Genomic DNA, 16,770 nt, shown 5'->3' on the forward strand with positions numbered 1-16,770 from the left:
CAGCCTAGGGTGGGACACCGACAACCCCAAGCACCAGCGAGGGCGAGTCGGCTGGCACGCTAGACGGCGTGTCCGCAACTGGCCCGTTCACTGTTGGCGAGCGCGTCCAGCTCACTGACGCTAAAGGCCGCCGCTACACGATGTCGCTCACTCCTGGTGGCGAGTTCCACACTCATCGCGGCTCGATTGCCCACGATGGGGTTATCGGCTTGGAACAAGGCAGTGTGGTGAAATCCAGCACCGGTGCCCTGTTCTTGGTCTTGCGCCCGTTGCTGATCGATTACGTGATGTCGATGCCGCGCGGGCCACAGGTGATTTACCCCAAGGATGTCGCTCAGATCGTGCACGAAGGTGACATCTTTCCCGGTGCCCGGGTGCTGGAGGCCGGGGCTGGATCCGGTGCGCTGACGTGCTCGCTGCTACGCGCGGTCGGGCCGCAGGGGCAGGTGATCTCCTACGAACTGCGTGCCGACCACGCCGAACACGCTCGTCGCAATGTGTCTAACTTCTTTTGTGTCTCCGGTGCCGAAGGCCACCTACCGGACAATTGGCAGCTCATCGTTAGCGATGTTGCGAACTCAGAGTTGCCCGACGGTTCCGTCGACCGGGTGGTGTTGGACATGCTAGCGCCGTGGGAGGTGCTTGACACGGTCTCGCGGCTGGTGATCGCCGGCGGCGTATTGGTGATCTACGTGGCCACCGTCACCCAGTTGTCGCGGACCGTGGAGGCTCTGCGGGTTCAGCAATGTTGGGTTGAACCGCGGGTGTGGGAAACGCTTCAGCGGGGTTGGAACGTGGTCGGTCTGGCGGTTCGGCCACAGCATTCGATGCGTGGGCACACCGCGTTCCTGATTTTGGCCCGCCGGCTGGCGCCCGGCGCTGTCGCGCTGGCGCCGTTAGGTCGCAAACGGTGAGGAGCATGACGGCTAGTGATGATCGCGAGTGCGGCGAAGCCGGGCGTAGCGAGTTATCATCATTTGATTAGCGTATACTACTATATCGGAAAACCGCCTGAGCTTAATCGTCGCTGCGTTGCAGACCGCGGCGAATGTGGAGCAGCTCGAACTCAGGGTGTGCGGCTACTAAGCGTTCGGCGGCATCGAGCACATCAACGGTGTGACTGCGGTCGCCCGACACCATAGCCACACCGACGCCAGCTCGGCGATGCAGGTCGTGTGAACTGGTCTCAGCGGCCGACACGCCGAACTTGCGCTGCAGCTCGGCGACAATTGGCCGGATTAGCGACCGCTTTTGTTTGAGTGAATGGACGTCGCCCAGCAGCACATCGAACTCGAGCCAGCCGATCCACATACCGCGGGTCAATGCGGAGGTGGTGGGGCCGGAGTCGGCGCCTGGATTGGTGCCGGGCTAGTTACGCCCGATGCGTTTCCGAACGCTAGCAGCATGTCCGCGGTTCGCTTGGATAACTGCCAGCTCTGTTGCGGGGGCGAGAAGGGTGTGAACTCCATCGGGAACGAGAATACGCTGTTGTTCGTTTGGGCGATGTTGATACTGATAGTGGCCAGCACATCGGACGGATTCTTGTTTGACCATGCGATGTTGTTTGCCGCGAAGGTCATCGGCAAGTAGCCGTTGTCCCGCAATGCGTTGCTGAACTTGTCCAGGGTGACAGCGCTGTCAGGGGTTGCGCTTTCGATGAGAGGTACCTTGTCGATGCCCGGAATGTTGGGGTCGGCGAGCCGGCTAAGTACATCGGTAAGGACTTCCGGAGCCGGCAGGGCGGTAGCTGGCGGAGCAACAATTGAACTCGAAATGCTCGGGCAAGCGGATGGAATAGCCGACAATGATGTGCTGGATTTGCTATGTGCACATCCCGAGCATCCGAGCACTGCTACGGTTGCGATAGCGCTCAGGGCGATGAAAAAGGTTCGGCGCGTCCAGCGCAACACGTTGGACTACGCGCCTACGCCGACGGACTCCGGCATCAGGCTGGCGGGTGCAAGAGAAATCACATGGCCGGCACACGTGCCCCGGATGACAGCATGTGCCGCTATGCGTGTGGCGAGGTATTGTGTAGTCACGGCTGCCCTTTCGATTCGGCTTACTCAGCGCAGACATTACCAACGCTAACGGAGGCACGACTTTAATTTTAATGGCGGTTTAATTTTAATGGCGGCATTTCATTTCTGCGCACGAAGAGGCAATCGCCGGTAGCGTTGAAGTATTCGCCGTGCTATTTCGGTGCGGGAAAGGAGCGCAAGGTGGATGACTCAGAGCGTTCTGAAGCATTCAGCCCCCCTCGTGAAACGGGCATGTCCAGCGGCGATGCTGCTGAATTGGAACAACTACGACGCGAGGTAGCGGTGTTGCGCGAGCAACTCGAGCATACGGTTGAACCGCATGGGAGTGTCCGCTCTGCTCGCGATGTGCATCAACTCGAAGCTCGAATCGACTCGCTTGCGGCCCGTAATTCTAAATTAATGGAAACTCTTAAAGAAGCCCGCCAACAACTGTTGGCGCTGCGTGAAGAAGTCGACCGGCTAGGACAGCCGCCCAGCGGTTACGGCGTGCTGCTGGCAGCTCACGACGATGAAACGGTCGATGTTTTCACGTCGGGTCGCAAGATGCGGCTCACGTGCTCACCCAATATTGAAGTCGCATCGTTGAGGAAAGGCCAGACCGTCCGGCTCAGCGAGGCCCTGACCGTTGTCGAAGCTGGCACCTTCGAGGCGGTTGGTGAGGTATCCATCTTGCGGGAAATCTTAGCGGACGGTCACCGCGCCCTGGTCGTCGGCCACGCTGACGAGGAGCGCATCGTTTGGCTGGCTGAACCGCTGGTTGCCGAGGATTTGCTGGACGGCGTTCCTGGCGCCCTCAACGACGATAGCAGGCCGCACAAATTGCGTCCTGGCGACTCACTGTTGGTCGACCCCAAGGCCGGCTATGCTTTCGAACGTATACCCAAGGCCGAGGTTGAAGACTTGGTGTTGGAAGAAGTGCCCGATGTTAGCTATCAGGACATCGGCGGTCTGACTCGCCAGATCGAACAGATCCGCGATGCCGTGGAGCTGCCGTTCCTGCACAAGGAGTTGTACCGGGAGTACGCACTTCGCCCACCCAAAGGGGTGTTACTTTATGGCCCGCCTGGCTGTGGCAAGACACTGATCGCCAAGGCGGTGGCCAACTCGCTGGCCAAGAAGATGGCTGAGGTTCGCGGCGACGACGCACGCGAGGCCAAGTCATACTTCCTCAACATCAAAGGTCCCGAACTACTGAACAAGTTCGTCGGCGAGACTGAGCGACACATCCGGCTGATCTTCCAGCGCGCGAGAGAGAAGGCGTCGGAAGGAACGCCGGTGATCGTGTTTTTCGACGAGATGGACTCGATTTTTCGCACCCGCGGCACCGGTGTCTCCTCGGATGTCGAAACAACCGTGGTGCCGCAGCTACTCAGCGAGATCGACGGGGTAGAAGGCCTCGAGAACGTCATCGTGATCGGCGCCTCCAACCGCGAAGACATGATCGACCCCGCGATCCTGCGGCCCGGGCGTCTCGACGTGAAGATCAAGATTGAGCGGCCCGATGCCGAGGCGGCGCAAGACATCTACTCGAAGTACCTGACCGAGGCGCTGCCGGTGCATGCCGACGACCTCACCGAGTTCGATGGTGATCGTGCGGCTTGCATCAAGGCTATGATCGAAAAGGTTGTCGACCGGATGTATGCTGAGATCGATGACAATCGGTTCCTGGAAGTCACCTACGCCAACGGGGATAAGGAAGTCATGTACTTCAAGGACTTCAATTCTGGGGCGATGATTCAAAACGTCGTAGACCGCGCCAAGAAGAACGCCATCAAGTCGGTGCTGGAGACTGGTCAACCCGGGCTGCGAATTCAACATCTGCTCGACTCGATCGTTGACGAGTTCGCTGAAAATGAAGATCTGCCCAACACCACCAATCCCGATGACTGGGCGCGGATTTCGGGCAAGAAGGGTGAGCGGATCGTCTACATTCGCACTTTGGTGACTGGTAAGAGTTCGAGCGCCAGCCGGGCAATTGATACCGAATCCAACCTCGGTCAGTACCTGTAGGCATGGGCGTTGAGGTCCGTCGGTCTTTCGCGCGTAGCAGTTGGACAGATTGTCCTGCAAGACGTGGGCTGACGGGGTTCCCGTGTCCACGTTCAACGGGTCCGTTAAGCACACGCGACTGGTAGGTCCATCTGGCTGACAGGTTGATCCTGCCGCCCAGCCCGGGTCGGTCAGCTCTATTGAGAGGTTAGGGCAGACAGCCCTGACTGAAGGTCTTTATCACCCAGCGTTGTCCCTCAGGATCGATCAGTTCGTAGATTTCTTCGCCGGCACTGAAGACGAAGACGGTGGTGCAGCTCACCTGATTAACGGTGTAGAGTGCGGCGGGGGTGGGGTCATCGAGGACAGCAAGATACATAGACTGCTGGATCAGCTCGATCCCCCCGAAAGTCTTTCGCGGCCAGTAGGCCCTTTCGACTCCCTTTTGATGCTATTCATCAGGCCAGTAGCGCGGACCGTTGCTCAGGGTGGTGGCCGCATCCTTTTAGAAGGAGATGGCCTGAGCGTCCAACGCCGACCACAGTTAGGCAGGATAGGCGTTGAACGAGAAGTGATTGTAGGCGGTGGTTTTGGGCCTGTATCACCTGGGGTCACGAGAAGCAATTCGCCATAAATATTTTCTAGGTAAGTTTAGGTGCCGGTTCGCGCATCTTCATCAGCCGGTACCAGGGGTGGAAGTAATCGTTGACCTCAACGGTGAGGAATGGACCGACGAGCGAGCGGATGGTTACTCCCTGGATGCTTCATCGATATACAGTTCAACATGCGCATTTCTGATCTCGAGTTCGAGGATGGTCGGATAGCCGCATTGATATCAACTGAGGGCCGCAGATTAGCTTGCAACTATGTTATTACTCCTCGCCTTATCCGACGTTGCGCGAAATGGCCAAAGTAGGTCGTGTCAAACAACGCCTTTCGCATTTCTCGCAGTAAGCATACCATTGCGCTTGAGTGGTCGAACGGAATGCAATGTTTCTTGCACGACATTCCCGAAATGGCCTTTATTTATCCGCCCGGAAGTTATCGGTACGTATTTTGAAAGCGAGTGGGTTATGAATCTCCATTCTTAAGGGAGAAGGCTTCTAGAAAAGTTAACCTGCTGGAAGGAAACCAAATAGTTCTTTCGATAACTTGGAGTGATATGGATAAGCCCAGTCCGGTTTTCCATCGGCTGGTAAGCGCATTTACGCCAGATGCAATCCTGGCTGAGTGCTACGGATACTTGGTGCGTGAATCCGTGAATCATCATAGTTGCCTTGCTGGTTTGGTTTTGTGTGGTTGAGGGGTGTGGTGGGTTATGTGGTGGGGATCGGTGGTGTGGGTTGTGTTGGTGGTTTAGGGTTGGTCGCGGCGTAGGTGGGCTGCTTGCAAGGGCCGCCGAGTAGTTGGTGTTGGTCACCGGCCGCGACATCGAAGCTGGCGATGCTGGGGGTGCGTCTGGTGTGGCGGGTGGCCGGGGATCAGTTGCGCTTTTCTGGTGATGTGTTAGCCCGCCACGCGCACAAGTCACCAGATCACGCCGTGGATGGCTTTTATCTTCCTTCCGCGGTCGATCCCCACAAAAAGTCAAGTACTGCCCTAGGCTAGAGCACCGCCGTACGCGTCATCACCGGCTGCGAGGTCATCGACGAACTGTGAAACCAACACGGCACCAACACAGCCGGGGGCACACCGGCTGGCCGAGGGCCGGTGAACAAACAGACACCCCACAGCCATAGCATGCACCCGAAAGCGCCCCCAACACCCAGCGCCAACAAGATCTAGGCTAGCCCACCAAACTCCCGACCGTATCGGCCAGCGATGGCACACCAGAACACTACTTCACCTGCCACCTATGAAACCGACCAACAATTCCTGCCACAAACACCAACACCCCCGGCCACCACACAACAACAACGGCTCGGGCGAGCAGTTCAGGTGCACCAAATGCGGCAGTGACCAAGCCAGCGAACACGTTGCCAAGGTTGCTTTGGCAATTTGCTCGTAGCACTTCGGTGCGGGTAATTTCCAGTGAGCTATCGGAACGCGGGGGTACGATATCCGAGCGCGACGGGTCGAAGACCGATGACAAGCTGCAGCTTGAGTTGAATTTCTTTGGGTTGCAGAAAAATTCAGAGTAGTAGGCTCGGCATTGGTAGAAGATCTGAGGCTTGGTGTCGGTGTACTCGCCGGTGATATGGTGGCTTGGCACAGGCGCGTCGAAGCAAATCGAACTCCTGCGAGCTGGAATTCTTACGCCACTCGTGGTCGGAGAATTCAAGCTTCGGACTAGATAATTTGCGTCACGACTCCTTGTCGTTCCGTCTCCCGTAGGTGGGTGGTATCTTCATTGCATTGTTGCTGACACGCTATGCATTCACGCTACGGCGCTCCCGCTCTGCCGTCAGCCACGCTGGATCAATGCCTTGATCCAGCCTATTTTCGGCTTTGGCGTCTAGATAGCGGAAGCACAGCACCGTGGACACCACGATCAGTAGCAGTGACCAGCCGTAGGTGATCTTCAGATATTCCAGCGCCCGGCCATAGCGCATCCAGTTGAACAGCAGCCAGCGGTCCAGCGTCAAAAAGCCGTAGATTCCCAGCCAAGCTGGCCAGCTGCGGATCAGGGAGTTTGGCAGCACCACCGTCATTAGGAACGGGAACAACATCATCGAATAGTAGCCCTGCGCTAGCGACAGCACTAACCACGACCACAGCAACAACACCCCCGCCGAGCAAGTGAACCAGAACAGTGGATCGCGGGTGCGATAGTATCGGTTTAGCAGCCACAAGCTAGAAATGGCTAACGCTGTGAACAATAGCCTCAGGAACACGATCAGCCAAGTGGGCAGGCCGAAGTAGACGCCGTTGCCCTCGATTGAGCTGTTGAAGTAGTCGCGGGTACCCAAGATGTAGGGCACTGTGCGTGTGAAGAAATCCATCGGGTGGCTCACCAACGGTAGCGCAGCGAGGTTGATGGCCACGGGAAGTGCGATTGCAGGCACTAGTGCCTGCCACTGACGATTCAGCAGTGGCAGCCATAGCAGGGGGCCGAGCAGCGGTTTGAGCACCAGCGTCAACCCGATCGCGCCGCCGGCCCACCACTGATGGCTAACCGTCTTGGTTTCGGAACCGTTGATCAGCCACCACAAAAACAGCACCTCTAGCAGAAGTATGCAGCCGTTGATGTTGGTGAACACCAGTGTGTTGGTCACGGTTTCGGTGCAGAACATGGCCAGCAGCAGGGCGGGTGCGGCCACCGAGGACAGTGTGTACTTGAACAACCGCAGCATCAGATACCAGGCGATCAGGATGGCTACGGTGTTGATCAGTATGAACAGATAGCGTGACAGTGCAAATGGCAGATATCCGAACGGCGCCATCAGCAGTGTGCCGCCGGGTGGGTAAAGGTAGTGCGGGTCGACGTAGTCGAAGTGCTCATTGTATATATCCCAGCCGTGCCGAAAGTTCAACACCGCACGGTAGACCGGTTTGAAATCGTCGGTAATGTTGCCGTTGGTCGTGATGACGGTGCTGCGGTGGAGCACCGAAAGAATGGCCGTTGGCCACAATGCTGACCGCACGATCGTCGCTGTGCTCGGTGCGTGGGTGCGGGGACGGAATATGGCCAGCAACCAAGCGCGCAAGCCGGATTGGGTCGAGTCAGCTGCTGTCATCAGCGCACCGTACACCGGAGCTGGGACACAAGTATCAGGCGGGACAGTAGGTGTCGGTTGCGGGCAGCTTGCCGCTTGTTAGATAGCCCATGATGGGCTGGACTGCACAGGCCGAATAGATGCTTGCGCCATGGCCGATGCCCTGCCACATTACCCGTTTGCTGGCGGCGTTGGCGTTAATAATGGTGGCCGCCGTTGCGGTGACCCCTTCAAAGCCCACGATCGGGTCGTTTTGTACATCCAGTACCATGACGTCGATCTTGAGGTCCTTTGGCGGTTGTGGCGTTGTACCTGTGGGCCAGTGCACACATTTGACCAAGTTGAGTGCGCCGACCGTGCCGAACTCGGGATACAGCTTCCCCCACGCGACGACCAGTTCACGAATGCGGTTGGGTGTCGGGCGGTTGAGTGCGTCGCTGCATTCGCTGACAAATTGGCCGTCTGAATCCTGCGTGGCATCGGAGCGGTGGATCAAGTTGGTTAACGGGTTGGCGTCGCCGCTGCGGGCGGCCGCGAGGGCGTTAGCCAGGTTCATGGTCGTGCCGACCCGGTCGTCTGAAGGAAAACCCAAAGAGACGGTAATAGCGTTGGTTACTGCGGCCACCGATGCGCCCCCAGGCCCTTTACCGGTGCGGGCGGTAGCCAGCAGCGCGGTGACGGCGCCCTTCGGATCAGGTCCTAGCGTACATTTCACCGCAACGCATTGTGCGGCGAACGTATCGAGCGCGGCCTGCTGGCCTTTGACTTGTTGCTCGGCGGCAGCTTCGGTCTTGATCCCCAATGCAATCGGTGAGTCGAGAATCAACCTCGCGACTCGGTCGGGACGCGACGCAGCGTAGGCCAATGTTACCTCGGCCCCGTTGCCGATCCCGACCAGCGCGAGCGCGGGTACGTCCCAGAGGACGCGCAGTCGCTCAATATCGGAGGCGGCGTGTGAGTTGTCGTAGGCGGAGACTCCTGGCGCGATGGCGTCGGTGCAGTTGGTGGTGGCGGTGTTTGAAATGTCGGAAAGGTTAGCCACGGGATCGTCGCCGGACTCGAACTGTGCCTGGTCGCGCATCTCTTGTCGATCGTAGTGGTCGCGGCAGTCGATCGGGCTCGACATGCCCATGCCGCGTCGGTCGACCGCGACGATGGGATGAGCGCGGACCACTTCAGCGCCCGAGCGTGACAGCCAGACCGGTAGCTGCGCCGACGACGGCAGGTCAGAACCGGTGGTGAACACCAGTGGGCCTGCGTCGCGTGGTGTTTGCCTGGAGCGGGCGCGGACTGCGCCAATGGTCACGGTCCCAGGGCTACCGTTGACCGGGTCGAGGTCGGAGTCGTAGTTCGCACATTCCAACTGTATGCCGGGTGCTGCCGCGATCCCGGCATCTCCGAATAGCCGTGACGTGCAATCTTGCCACGACAAGTCCTTTTTGGGTGCAGCGATCAGCGGCGGCCCGGTGACCGGTGGGATGGTGGCATCTGCGCCTTGCGGTCGAGCACCGGAATTGGTGACAAACCGCGGGTTAGCGGCTAGACCCGGGACACAACCGACCAGCAATGCGGTCACAGCAACCAAAATCGTGGCGGACGTGGTGTGCCGACGCATGCCGACCACAGTAGCCACTCTCGCCGCCTGGTCAGGCCTTGACGTAGCGAGTGTAAAGATAGCCGGCATCGTCAGTGAGAACGTGGGCACAGCGCATTCGGGCGAGTAGCTGGTCCGGGCACGTCGCAATACGTTGTGCCCGGCCGCCCACTATCAAGGGTGCTATGGTCAGACACAGCTCGTCGAGCATGCCGCGCTGGATAAACGAGCCGAGCAGCATCGGCCCTCCTTCGGTCAGCACCCGGCACAGACCACGAGCCTTTAGGGCCGCTAATATGGCAGTCTCGTCGACCTTGCTGGGATCGTCGCCAGAGCAGCTGACCACGTTGGCAAGATCAGCGAACTGCGGGCCTAGCGCCCTGGCAGTCTTCGTGCAGGTGAGCACCAGTGGTGCTACTTCGTTCTGGGTAAATACCGCCATATTTCGATCCAGCCGCCCCGACTTTGTGACGATCGCTAGTTGGGGGACTTCACTTTGGCCGCGGGCCTGCCGCTGCTGGCGCTTGGTTACCGGCAGGTGTACACCGGAATAGCTCTCGATCCGTACGGTGCCCGCGCCGACGACGACCACATCGGCGAGTTCGCGCAGCATGTTGAACACAAATCGGTCGCCTGGCCCTGCCATGGCGCCGGTCCTACCGTCGGCGGTAGCACTGCCGTCCATACTGGTGATGAAGTTTGCCCGTACCCACACGCCGTCGCGTTCCGACGGATAGCCGTAGAGCTGGGGGAGTTCATCTTCGTCGAGGTGGCGCCCAGAGGTGAGCATTAACAGCGGCGTCTGGGCGGCTCGGCCAGCGGTGGTGCTGGCTGCTGTACCGGTTTCAAAGTCGGACATCTGTTTGATTGCAGCACGTTGCTACACTTCCTGTGTGTCCAGGTCCATCTCTGCGAATCCACCCGACGCGTCATTCCGGGTGGGGCATCTGGTGGATCGGCAGCCGACGGTGTCGCCGGAGCGGCTGATCGCCAAGCTAACGCCACCGCCAAAGTTCGCTGAGGTGAGTTTCGCGACTTATCGTCCCGACCCGACAGAACCGACTCAGGCCGCAGCGATCGGAGCCTGTCAGGAGTTCTGCCGGCAGGTCGTAGCACGTTGGGCGGACCGCAAGAAATTGCTGGGAAAACGGGGGGTTCTGCCTGGTGTTGGGTTGTACTTGGACGGAGGGTTCGGTGTGGGCAAGACTCATCTGCTGGCATCGTCCTACTACCAATTGCCCGGCTCTGGGCCAGCTGGTGCGGCGGGCGCTACAGGAAATTTCAAGGCATTTGCAACATTTGGGGAGCTGACCCAGCTGGCCGGGGTGTTTGGTTTCGTCGAATGTATCGATCTGCTAGCCAATTACACGGCGGTGTGCATTGATGAGTTTGAGTTGGACGACCCGGGTAACATCACGCTGATCTCGCGTATGCTCTCGGTATTAGTTGAGCGCGGTGTGTCAGTGGTTGCCACTTCTAATACTGCGCCGGAGCAGTTCGGTGAGGACCGTTTTGTCGCACAGGATTTTCTGCGCGAAATCAATACGCTGGCAAAGATTTTTACTACAGTGCGGATCGAGGGGCCGGACTATCGGCATCGTGACCTGCCGCCTGCGTCTCAGCCGCTGTCGGATGAGCAAGTGGTTGCGCGTGCCGCACGCGTCCCGGGGGCCACCGTCGACGACTTCGACGCTTTGTGTGCGCACCTGGCCACCATCCATCCGTCGCGTTATCTGGCATTGATTGAGGGCGTGACTACGGTGTTCTTGACCGGCGTACACGGTATCGATGACCAGAATGTTGCGCTGCGGCTGGTGTCGTTGATCGATCGGCTGTATGAGGCCGGTATTAAGTTGGCGGCTTCCGGGGAGAAGCTCGACGGTATCTTCAGCGAGAAGATGCTGACAGGTAGTTACCGGAAGAAATATCAGCGGGCCACATCACGGCTGTTGGCGCTAAGCCCCGGCGGGGTCAACGAAGCTCGCGAACTAATAACGTAGTCGTTTTAACTACGAGCGTCGATTTGAAAAGTCCCGATGCCATTGATCTTCAATTCGCTCTTGAGGTAGAAGCGTTGTGCACGTGATTTCTTTGCTTCACCCCAGCCATACGCACCGCACGTCCCAGTCGGTGGCTGTGGCTGCCGCGAGATTCATCAGCGCGTAGATACCTCGACGTCGTGATAGTCGGGGGAAGGACACGAGAATCGGAACAGGGTTGGCGTGGATGAATGATTCGACGTTCTCAGCGATCAAGTTTTCGGTATCGATGGAGTTCATCGTCGCCAGGTGTGCGTTCAGGGTCAGAGGTTCCATTGCGCAAGGTGCCACCCGTCTTCTTGTCCAGCAGTATTACGTTGGACATCGGATCACGATAGGCTGTCCCGATACACTGCGCTTCTGCACAGTGGCACCGTTGGGCGCATTCACCGGCGCTTCGGGTGCATCGGAGGTATGCGGCTTGTAGACGTTGGTGAACGGGTCGCCTCGTCGAAGCCGAAATTGGTTGCCACGATGAACGGATTGGGCGCCCTAATCGCGCGCAACGTTACATAGGTACGGTCCACGGTGCTGCCGAAAAGCTTTTGACCTGGACGCCGCTACGTGTGTAGCCGGTATCCTAGCGGCGGATTGCACGATGTAATCCTGCTGACGGTGACATCTGCGGTTATAGATGCCGATGTCCACCCGGCAAGGTGTCACCTATCCGGCCGATCGGCGCGTCCGCCGGCCCACGCACGAGGCGCAGTAACGCCGGCGGCTATGACCGGGAGGGTGGTAAAGACGATCAGGCCAGCGAGACCGGGATCGAACGACGCCGCGTTCGTTCTGCTGGTGCGTGATGCAAGCGCAGCGATCAAGTCGGCATCGATGTGTGTCTCGTCTACGCCGGATTGGTGTAGCGGTCTGGCACCGTTTTCGAGTTCGACCAGCGCCAGCAGCAGGTGTTCGGTGCCGACGGAGTTGTGGCCCAGTCGAGGTGCTTCGTGGAAAGTCAGCTCACGTACCTTGCGCCGCTGCGCCGCTCGATGGGATTAGCTCGGGCGACTCGGCGTCCATGGGCAGGCAGTGTGACAGAACCGAGCAACGCGTCAGTGTTGACGTGCTGGCGCTGCAGTAACACGGTAGACAGCGCAGCCGGGTCACTGAGCATACCGAGCAATAGTTATAGTCGTGTGTGATTTCGACGATTCGGCGGCTTGAGGGCTATGCGCATTGTGACGACGACATTGAGGGCCCGCGATATGAAGCGCACGAAGCCCTGCTCGTGATCCAGTGCGACCGCTTATGGCAAGCCCAGTGTGCGGCGTTGAATGTCTTCAGCTTCCTTCGTTACTTGCCCGATCATGCCATCCATGCGTGTATCGCCCGCCGGGAAGAAGTGGAACGCAGTGTGCGGAATATCTTATTCTGGAACGACATTGGCGGCAAAACTGTTCGTCTTTGTCCGTCAATAGCAGGTCGGCTCCCTTGGTTAGCGTTATCGGTGTCGTGCCTCAGGGGGTTTCAGATCTGGGTGATAGGCTCCCACGATTTCATCCATCGCGGCGATCGGATTCTGGATCATCCTCAGGTCCTCATCGAGTAGCGCCTGTGGGTATGGCTCGAAGGAGAACGCGACAAGTTTCGCCGACTTCACGACGCTAAGCCATGTGGGTGGTACTGTTATATTAGGCTGTGTGACCTCCGTGCAACAGCTCCCGGCCGACAGCGTCGACAGGCTCACCATTGTCGTGACTGCCATAGTTCTCCAGAACGAATTTCATTAACTTAACTTAACTCGCGATGATGCCTACCAGCAGGAACCGGCCGTGCCGGTACTATTTACACATGAGTCGTTCCCGTTGATCTTTTTCTCTTACAAGGAACCTTACTGTTGCGAACGGGTGATTTTGGTTTTTGCTTCTCTGCTAGTTTGTGCAAAAGATCCACGCCTTGTTCATCCAGTTTTTCGATGTATTTTTCCAGGAACTTGTCCACTTCATTGTTCAAGTCTGTAATCAGAAGATTGCAGGCTTCCATGAATTTTCGCTTTTGGGAACGGTGTTGGCGCGCTGTTCGGGAAGGGGCATTCATATTAACGGTAATTCATGATTGTGTATTTCAGCCAACGCCGGCGATAGTTGCCACGGTCTTGACAATTCCTTTTAATCGCATCCTGGGGTGCGCTGTTTCTCTTGCTATTTCGCTTGGGCTATGAGCGCAGGAAATTACACTTGGCCTGACGGACGAGAGTGATGCATTTCGTTCCGTACATTGTGGCCGTTCGGATGAGTGTTAATATGTTGTGCTTGAGCACAATTGTGGGTAGTGGCAGTAGCTTTCGTATCACCAACGTTCGTGACGACTGCATAACTTTAGTGTCGTGTTGAGATGAAAGGATTCCGATTTTGGTGTCCGCTAGGACGTAAGGGTGCCAGGTCTTCGAACGTCTTGACACGTTGGCCGTCAGAAGTCAGCTGTTAAACCAAGCCCTCCTGCACCATAAGGTGGCTAGCACAACGCCAATGGAAGTGGCAAGCAGACAAATGACATGCCTACCGTCGACGTTCGATTTAAATCTAAACGGCAGATCCGCAACATGGATTGCCTACGCGAAGCCGTTGAACATCCGCAGTTAGATAACTAAACCTGATCTCCGCCCCGTATGGTGCTATAGGGAATCAACGTCAACATGACCCGTCTTCGTCGAACCTGTCACGGTGGACAAGGAAACCACCTGCGCCATGCTCGGCATCGGTGAGTTCCTGCTTAAGTAGTTGTTGGTTGCCAATGGTGACTTGAATGCGCGAAAATTGCTCTGCTGCATGAGTTTTACGGTAACGGTCCTCAATTTCTTCGCATCGACATTACCAAGCTGGAAACCGAAAGCATAATCGTCGTGAAATCCTAAGGAGTCGTCATGACCCTACCAGCTCGTCGTTGATCTAATTGGCTGGGGTTTAGTGCCGCAGCGAGTTGGTGTGCCTCGGGTACATCGAGTTGTCAGGAAAAGTCCAGCACACCGCTGCTGTGGCCTGGGGACTAGACAACCGGATTCTGGTTGAACCCGCGGTAGTCGTGAGGGTAGACCCGGGAGCGTTCAAGGATCCAACCACCCAGAGATCCGTCACACGCGGCAGCTTTGACATCCTCGGTGGACAACGCGACTGGCACAGCGAACCCAAGCCATAGTTGGTCGTCGTTGATCAACTCGCGGACACTGCCCTGCACCGTCGGTGCACCATAGCGCGCAGGTAAGGGGAGGAATCTGGTCAACCGGTTCCGGTGCAGTCATCATAACCTGATCCAACCGGCTAACATGTCGTCGAGTCATTCCTGGTCCTACCGCACTTGGGCCAACTTGGCCGCGCTGATGATTGCCAGGGCAAATTGCCGCGCTTTGACTTGGGTCTATTGCCTCGTGTTGCCGATGAGCACACGGGGGTCGACTCCTCGGTGGTCACAACTTAGCCATCAGCCCACTGAAAGCAGACGGCCAGGAAATTAACGCCGGCCGTGCTGTATCAGGATACCAACCCGCTTATCGTTATGGTCGGGTCGGTGGTATACGTCGTCGCGTCGGCCAACTGTGAGCTCTGGGCAGCAACAAACAAGATTTCGAATGAGCATTAGTCGGTCATGGGGTTGGCTCCTTGCGTAGAGGTAGCCAGTTTGCCGACCGAACAGGCTCAGGTTCTATATTAGATCACGGACCTACGTTTGTAGCCCTAACTACTAGCCTGAATGCGTAAACGCTGGTGCGCGATACTGGGATTGAACCAGTGACCTCTTCCGTGTCAGGGAAGCGCTCTCCCACTGAGCTAATCGCGCTAGGGATTGAATCTAGAGGTGGAGACGGGAATCGAACCCGTGTGCACGGCTTTGCAGGCCGTTGCCTCACCACTCGGCCACTCCACCAAAGGGATTGATGCCACTTGCACCTTCGAGCGGATGACGGGATTCGAACCCGCGACCCTCACCTTGGCAAGGTGATGCGCTACCAACTGCGCTACATCCGCGCGCAACCGACGAGATCGTCGCTCGGTGCGAAGGACGACGATAGTCCACGTGAGTGGGCGCACACAACTCTTCTTGGTAAGACTCGTGGCTAGAGCGATTGCGCGACCAGGTCATAAGCATGTGGGGAATGCTGCGGATCCGCGGCTCATGCTAGTCTTCGCGACGTCATTCGCCTCTCGGCGCAGGTCCCGTGGCTCAGTGGAAGAGCGTCCGCTTCACACGCGGAAGGTCGCTGGTTCGATCCCAGCCGGGACCACCTGGAGTGATTATCGAGTTCAGTTGGTTAAAAATGTCTTTCTGCGGCACGCGGACCCCCTTGGCGCTTGGTGACATTAGGTCAAGCTGGCCTCGGCTCCCCCCTTTCATGAACATCGTTGAGCGCTGTAGTGATGTCGTCAAGGAGATCCGCGTAGATATACGCTGTCACGATTATCGACACGTGACCCAGGGCCTTCTGCAAGAGTATCAGGCCTGCCCCGGCCTTTGGATGACAACGATGTGTAATTATGGCACAGATCGTGCACCTGAAGGTTATCGCGACCAATCTCGGTGACTGACCTTACGCCAGTTGACAGTATGCTTCCAGTTCTCCAGGATTAAGCGTGCACTTTGGGATATGTGATTGCCGGTGCGCAGCGAGGCCGTGCGTCAAGCCGCGCCTTAAAGTATTGGGATCAGGCGTTTGGGGATTGGTACTTAACGACGGCCAGACTGCGATTTCGTATTGACTTCGATCAGTTTGCCCCCGACCTGTGGCATTTACCGACGCACGCGAAGTCGGCGAGCCTTCAAGTAAACATAAGCCCGATGCTTGCGCCGAATCGCAGAACTTGTGTAGGCGAGGATCAGAACGACGTCATTCTGGCGCCCACAGGTCTAGGCGTGGGCCGCGACTTCGGAGCTGGTCAGGTATAGGTGGGTTGTGGGTCGTACTGGTGGAAACTTCGTGCGGGATGCCGGGTTCTTGCTAACGAGTTGACCTTCCGCAACTGCGCCGGTGAAGGTACATCTTGAGGATCGAATGCGTCCATCTCACCGTTCGAGGGCTCAGGCCCGATAGCGACATGACGTTCACCCATTGCTGGATCGGCTCGTGATCTATCTTTGCGATAGGTCACGAGCCAAAGCGCGGCTCGATATGCAGTCTTCAATCCCCTCATCATCTAAATCTGTGTTGAGAGTCACTTCTCGCGACAACTAATTGCAAGGCGATTCGTCATACAGGAGGATGACTATCCTGATTTTTTGTGGTGATCGTATGTACCATGAGCGTGTCGACGGTTCGGTGGCCTTGAAAGTGATCCGTTCCAGATGTAAACTTCACCACGCATTCGGCTATTATTACGGCAGCCGATGCCAGTATCGTCGGGTTATTTGCTGAGGTATTCGATCCCATGTTGTGGCAGTGCCAACAGAGCTGAGTATTGTGGACCTGCTCCTTACTCACTTGGTTGCCGGTAGACAGGGCGCTTGCCGCTTACGAAGGA

15 protein-coding genes, 4 tRNA genes and 3 pseudogenes are annotated in these 16,770 nt (G+C 57.5%); 5 read left to right on the forward strand and 17 right to left on the reverse strand.

From position 1 onward, the window contains the following. Window positions 1-68: 68 nt before the first annotated feature. Window positions 69-914: a tRNA (adenine(58)-N(1))-methyltransferase TrmI gene (gene trmI / locus MLPF_RS08705; protein ID WP_045843055.1), complete on the forward strand. Its 846-nt coding sequence runs from the start codon at window positions 69-71 to the stop codon at window positions 912-914. Window positions 915-1,017: 103 nt separating this feature from the next. On the opposite strand, the gene MLPF_RS08710 is transcribed toward trmI, so the two are convergent. Then, the gene (locus MLPF_RS08710) at window positions 1,018-1,311 is read right to left on the reverse strand and encodes a DUF503 domain-containing protein (RefSeq protein WP_045843056.1); all 294 of its coding nucleotides are present in this window, start codon (window positions 1,309-1,311) and stop codon (window positions 1,018-1,020) included. Window positions 1,312-1,319: 8 nt separating this feature from the next. Continuing rightward, the gene (gene lppK, locus MLPF_RS08715) at window positions 1,320-1,910 is read right to left on the reverse strand and encodes a lipoprotein LppK (RefSeq protein ID WP_045843057.1); all 591 of its coding nucleotides are present in this window, start codon (window positions 1,908-1,910) and stop codon (window positions 1,320-1,322) included. 312 nt (window positions 1,911-2,222) lie between these two features. Here lppK and arc point away from each other — a divergent pair, with 312 nt between their 5' ends. After that, a complete protein-coding gene (arc, locus tag MLPF_RS08720; protein ID WP_045843062.1) occupies window positions 2,223-4,052 on the forward strand; it encodes a proteasome ATPase in 1,830 nt (609 codons plus the stop codon). Window positions 4,053-4,073: 21 nt separating this feature from the next. Here arc and MLPF_RS08725 read toward each other — a convergent pair. Beyond that, window positions 4,074-4,667, reverse strand: a pseudogene (locus tag MLPF_RS08725) (hypothetical protein); the annotation flags it as partial. 741 nt (window positions 4,668-5,408) lie between these two features. On the opposite strand from MLPF_RS08725, the gene MLPF_RS08730 reads away from it, so the two are divergent. Further along, a complete protein-coding gene (locus tag MLPF_RS08730; RefSeq protein ID WP_237817102.1) occupies window positions 5,409-5,639 on the forward strand; it encodes a hypothetical protein in 231 nt (76 codons plus the stop codon). On the opposite strand, the gene MLPF_RS08735 is transcribed toward MLPF_RS08730, so the two are convergent. The 5 genes from MLPF_RS08735 to MLPF_RS08755 all read right to left on the reverse strand — a co-directional run bounded on the left by MLPF_RS08735 (window position 5,636) and on the right by MLPF_RS08755 (window position 10,140). Then, window positions 5,636-5,806 (reverse strand): hypothetical protein, encoded by a 171-nt coding sequence (locus tag MLPF_RS08735; protein WP_237817104.1) that lies wholly within the window; start codon window positions 5,804-5,806, stop codon window positions 5,636-5,638. The two genes, MLPF_RS08730 and MLPF_RS08735, sit on opposite strands and share 4 nt — an antisense overlap. 62 nt (window positions 5,807-5,868) lie before the next feature. Next, entirely contained in the window at window positions 5,869-6,243 is a 375-nt protein-coding gene (locus MLPF_RS08740; protein WP_050039100.1) for a peptide-methionine (R)-S-oxide reductase, read from the reverse strand. Between the two features lie 157 nt (window positions 6,244-6,400). Next, complete coding sequence (gene aftC / locus MLPF_RS08745; RefSeq protein WP_045843076.1) at window positions 6,401-7,723, reverse strand: arabinofuranan 3-O-arabinosyltransferase; 1,323 nt, start codon at window positions 7,721-7,723, stop codon at window positions 6,401-6,403. Window positions 7,724-7,742: 19 nt separating this feature from the next. Beyond that, window positions 7,743-9,320, reverse strand: coding sequence for an alpha/beta fold hydrolase (locus MLPF_RS08750; protein WP_045843077.1), 1,578 nt, complete (start codon window positions 9,318-9,320; stop codon window positions 7,743-7,745). A 13-nt stretch (window positions 9,321-9,333) separates the two neighbouring features. Then, entirely contained in the window at window positions 9,334-10,140 is an 807-nt protein-coding gene (locus tag MLPF_RS08755; protein ID WP_045843078.1) for a pyrimidine reductase family protein, read from the reverse strand. Between MLPF_RS08755 and zapE the strand changes: the two genes are divergently transcribed. Continuing rightward, entirely contained in the window at window positions 10,139-11,281 is a 1,143-nt protein-coding gene (gene zapE / locus MLPF_RS08760) for a cell division protein ZapE (protein WP_082082365.1), read from the forward strand. The two genes, MLPF_RS08755 and zapE, sit on opposite strands and share 2 nt — an antisense overlap. Before the next feature lie 96 nt (window positions 11,282-11,377). Here the strand turns inward: zapE and MLPF_RS08765 are convergent, their stop codons facing one another. The 9 genes and pseudogenes from MLPF_RS08765 to MLPF_RS08795 form a co-directional block, all read right to left on the reverse strand. Continuing rightward, entirely contained in the window at window positions 11,378-11,560 is a 183-nt protein-coding gene (locus MLPF_RS08765) for a hypothetical protein (RefSeq protein ID WP_162196916.1), read from the reverse strand. 23 nt (window positions 11,561-11,583) lie between these two features. Next, window positions 11,584-12,072 (reverse strand): annotated as a pseudogene (locus tag MLPF_RS16300) (hypothetical protein). A 93-nt stretch (window positions 12,073-12,165) separates the two neighbouring features. Continuing rightward, window positions 12,166-12,279 (reverse strand): annotated as a pseudogene (locus MLPF_RS18205) (Clp protease N-terminal domain-containing protein); the annotation flags it as partial. Further along, complete coding sequence (locus MLPF_RS08770; protein ID WP_193386741.1) at window positions 12,276-12,443, reverse strand: hypothetical protein; 168 nt, start codon at window positions 12,441-12,443, stop codon at window positions 12,276-12,278. The gene MLPF_RS08770 and the pseudogene MLPF_RS18205, both read right to left, overlap by 4 nt. 318 nt (window positions 12,444-12,761) lie before the next feature. After that, window positions 12,762-12,920 (reverse strand): hypothetical protein, encoded by a 159-nt coding sequence (locus MLPF_RS08775; RefSeq protein ID WP_156147095.1) that lies wholly within the window; start codon window positions 12,918-12,920, stop codon window positions 12,762-12,764. A 1,385-nt stretch (window positions 12,921-14,305) separates the two neighbouring features. Continuing rightward, window positions 14,306-14,539, reverse strand: coding sequence for a hypothetical protein (locus MLPF_RS08780; protein ID WP_156147096.1), 234 nt, complete (start codon window positions 14,537-14,539; stop codon window positions 14,306-14,308). Between the two features lie 480 nt (window positions 14,540-15,019). Further along, window positions 15,020-15,094 (reverse strand) — tRNA-Val (locus MLPF_RS08785). A gap of 16 nt (window positions 15,095-15,110) precedes the next feature. Further along, window positions 15,111-15,181: transfer RNA gene (locus MLPF_RS08790), tRNA-Cys, on the reverse strand. A gap of 28 nt (window positions 15,182-15,209) precedes the next feature. Next, a tRNA-Gly gene (locus MLPF_RS08795) sits at window positions 15,210-15,282 on the reverse strand. A gap of 185 nt (window positions 15,283-15,467) precedes the next feature. Here MLPF_RS08795 and MLPF_RS08800 point away from each other — a divergent pair. Then, window positions 15,468-15,539: transfer RNA gene (locus tag MLPF_RS08800), tRNA-Val, on the forward strand. Window positions 15,540-16,770: the final 1,231 nt, after the last annotated feature.

This window comes from Mycobacterium lepromatosis, assembly GCF_000975265.2.
Taxonomy (GTDB): Bacteria; Actinomycetota; Actinomycetes; order Mycobacteriales; family Mycobacteriaceae; genus Mycobacterium; species Mycobacterium lepromatosis.